The sequence below is a fragment of the Streptomyces sp. SID5910 genome (genome assembly GCF_009862125.1).
GTDB lineage: Bacteria > Actinomycetota > Actinomycetes > Streptomycetales > Streptomycetaceae > Streptomyces.
The window spans coordinates 1-3,115 of sequence record NZ_WWHX01000565.1 but is presented as its reverse complement, the minus strand read 5'-3'; the positions used below and the strand labels follow the sequence as shown (position 1 = coordinate 3,115).

Annotated in this window: 2 protein-coding genes; both read left to right on the top strand. The window is 72.5% G+C overall.

What is annotated here, in order from left to right:
* Positions 1 to 215 precede the first annotated feature (215 nt).
* Positions 216 to 1,760: a FadD3 family acyl-CoA ligase gene (locus tag GTW67_RS20015; protein WP_161166192.1), complete on the top strand. Its 1,545-nt coding sequence runs from the start codon at positions 216 to 218 to the stop codon at positions 1,758 to 1,760.
* Between the two features lie 64 nt (positions 1,761 to 1,824).
* Positions 1,825 to 3,115 (top strand): flavin-containing monooxygenase (locus GTW67_RS20010; protein WP_161166191.1); only part of this gene is annotated, 1,291 nt, incomplete at its 3' end.

Genomic DNA, 3,115 nt, shown 5'->3' with positions numbered 1-3,115 from the left:
GGACACCCCCCGGCGCGGCCCCGACCCACCACCGAACCCATGGCGCTACGCGCACCCCCACCGAAGCCGCAGCGGCGCCGCAGGCATCCGCGGACGGAATCCCGCTGACCGGGAACTCCCCCCTGCGCCGCCCCGTCCCGCCCTGCCAGTCTCCTCCCGGCTGGAGTTCGTGCCCGCGCCCATGGGCGGCGGCGGCAGGGAGGACGTGACGGATCATGAGCGGCGCGCAGACGATCGCCCGGCTCGCGGACTGGGCCGCGCACAGGTACGGGAACGAGGAGGCCCTCGTCTTCGGCGAGGACCGCTGGACGTTCACGGAACTGCGCGACCGGATCGCCCAGGTGGCCCGGGCCGTCATCGCGCACGGCATACGTCCGGGCGACTCCGTCGCCGTGTGGGCGCCCAACAGCGCCCGCTGGGTGGTGGCCGCGCTGGGCGCGGTGACGGCCGGCGCGGTGCTGATCCCCCTGAACACCCGCTACCGGGCGGCCGAGGCCGCCGACATCCTGCGCCGTTCCCGTACCCGCCTGCTCTTCACCGAGCACGACTTCCTGGGCACGGACTACCGCGCGCTGCTCGCCGACTCGGACGAGGAACTCCCGCTCCTGGACACCACGGTGACCCTCCACTCACCGGAGTGGTCCGGCTTCCTGACAGGCGCGGACCGGGTGACCGAGGAGGAACGCCTCGCCCGCACCACCGCCGTCCGCCCCAAAGACACCGCCGACATCCTCTTCACCTCCGGCACCACCGGCAGCCCCAAGGGCGTCCCCACCACGCACGCGCAGAACCTGCGCGTCTACGACACCTGGGCCCGGGCCGTCACCCTCCGACACGGCGACCGCTACCTCCTGGTGAACCCGTTCTTCCACACCTTCGGCTACAAGGCCGGCGTCGTCGCCTGCCTGCTGCACGGGGCCACGATCGTCCCCGAGCAGGTCTTCGACGCGCGAACCGTCCTCGGCCGGCTCCAGGACGAGCGGATCTCCGTCCTGACCGGCGCCCCCACCGTCTTCACCTCCCTCATCCACCATCCCGAGCGCAAGGCGTACGATCTCTCGTCGATGCGGATGGCGGTCACCGGCGCGGCGAACATCCCCACCGAGCTGATCGAGCAGATCCGGGAGTGCCTCGGCGCGCGGAACATCAGCACGGCGTACGGGCTGACGGAGGCGACCGGCGTGGTCGCGATCTGCCGGCCGCAGGAGTCGCCCGAGACGCTGGCCCGCACGTCGGGAACGGCCCTGGAGGGCACCGAGCTGCGCGTCGACGCGCCCCCGGGGGAGCCCGGCGAGATCCTCACCCGCGGCTTCCACGTGATGCACGGCTACCTGGACGATCCCGAGTCGACCGCCGAGGCCGTCGACGGGAACGGCTGGCTGCACACGGGCGACGTCGGTGTGCTGGACGAGCACGGGTTCCTGCGGATCACGGACCGGCTGAAGGACATGTTCGTGGTCGGCGGCTTCAACGTGTACCCGGCGGAGGTGGAGCAGGTCCTGCGCGGCCATCCGTCCGTCGTGGACGCGGCGGTCGTCGGCACCCCGGACGACCGGCTCGGCGAGGTCGGCGTCGCCTACTGCGTACCGGCCGCCGGGGCCGCGATCGACGCGGCCGACCTGACCGCGTACACACGCGAACGCCTCGCCAACTTCAAGGCCCCGCGCGCCTTCCACCACCTGGCCGCGCTGCCGCACAACGCCGCCGGAAAGGTCGACAAGGGCGCCCTGCGCCGGCTGGCGCGCGAGACGCCCGCCTGAGTAGCCCCGCCCCCGGCGTTCACCTCTCCCCTCTCACCGTGGACCACCAGTCAGGAGTCGGAACATGAACGACACCGGCAAGCGCCCCGAGCACGTCGACGTCGTGGTCGTCGGCGCGGGCGTCACCGGCCTCTACACCGTGCACAGGCTGCGCGGCCTCGGCTACAGCGTGCGCGGCTTCGAGCGCGGGGACGACGTGGGCGGGGTCTGGTACTGGAACCGCTACCCGGGCGCCCGCTGCGACGTGGAGTCCGTGGACTACTCGTACTCCTTCGACGAGGAGCTTCAGCAGGAGTGGGACTGGAGCGAGAAGTACGCCGCCCAGCCGGAGATCATGCGCTATCTGCGCCATGTCGCCGACCGCTTCGACCTGCGCCGCAGCTACACCTTCGCCACCTCCGTGACCTCGGCCGAGCTGGACGAGGAGGCGCTGCGCTGGACGGTGCGCACGGACGGCGGCGAGGTGCTGTCGGCGCGGTTCTGCGTGTTCGCGGTGGGCTGTCTCTCCAGCGCCCACCGGCCCCGGATACCCGGCGCGGACACGTTCCGGGGTGCGGCGTACCACACCGGTGAATGGCCGCACGAGGGCGTGGACTTCACCGGCATGCGGGTGGGCGTGATCGGCACCGGGTCCTCCGGCATCCAGTCGATCCCGCTGATCGCACGGCAGGCGGCGCGGCTGACCGTGTTCCAGCGCAGCGCCAATTTCAGCATCCCGGCCGGCAACCGGCCGCTGGACGAGCGGACCCGCGCGGAGCAGAAGGCCGGGTACGCCGAGCGGCGCCGGTTGTCGCGGCTCAGCGGCGGCGGCTCCCCGCACGTGCCGTACCCCGCCGCGACGCTGGAGGTGGGCGAGGAGGAGCGGCGGGCCGCCTTCCGCGAACGCTGGGAGCTGGGCGGCGTGCTGTACTCCAAGACGTTCCCCGACCAGCTCACCGACCGGGCCGCCAACGACGCGGCACGCGCGTTCTGGGAGGAGAGGGTCCGCGCCCTGGTCGACGACCCGGCCGTCGCCGACCGCCTCGTGCCCACCGACCACCCGATCGGCACCAAGCGCATCGTGACCGATTCGGGGTACTACGAGACGTACAACCGGGACGACGTGCGGCTGGTCGACCTGCGGGCGAACCCGATCGAGCGGATCGACGAGCGGGGCGTCGTCCTGGCGGACGGCGAGCACGTGGAGCTGGACACGCTCGTCTACGCCACCGGGTTCGACGCGATGACCGGCGCCGTCGACCGGATCGAGGTGCGCGGCCGGGGCGGACGGCTCCTCAGGGACGTCTGGCGGGCGGGCCCGCGCACCTACCTCGGTCTCGGCACCGACGGCTTCCCGAACTTCTTCAACCTCACCA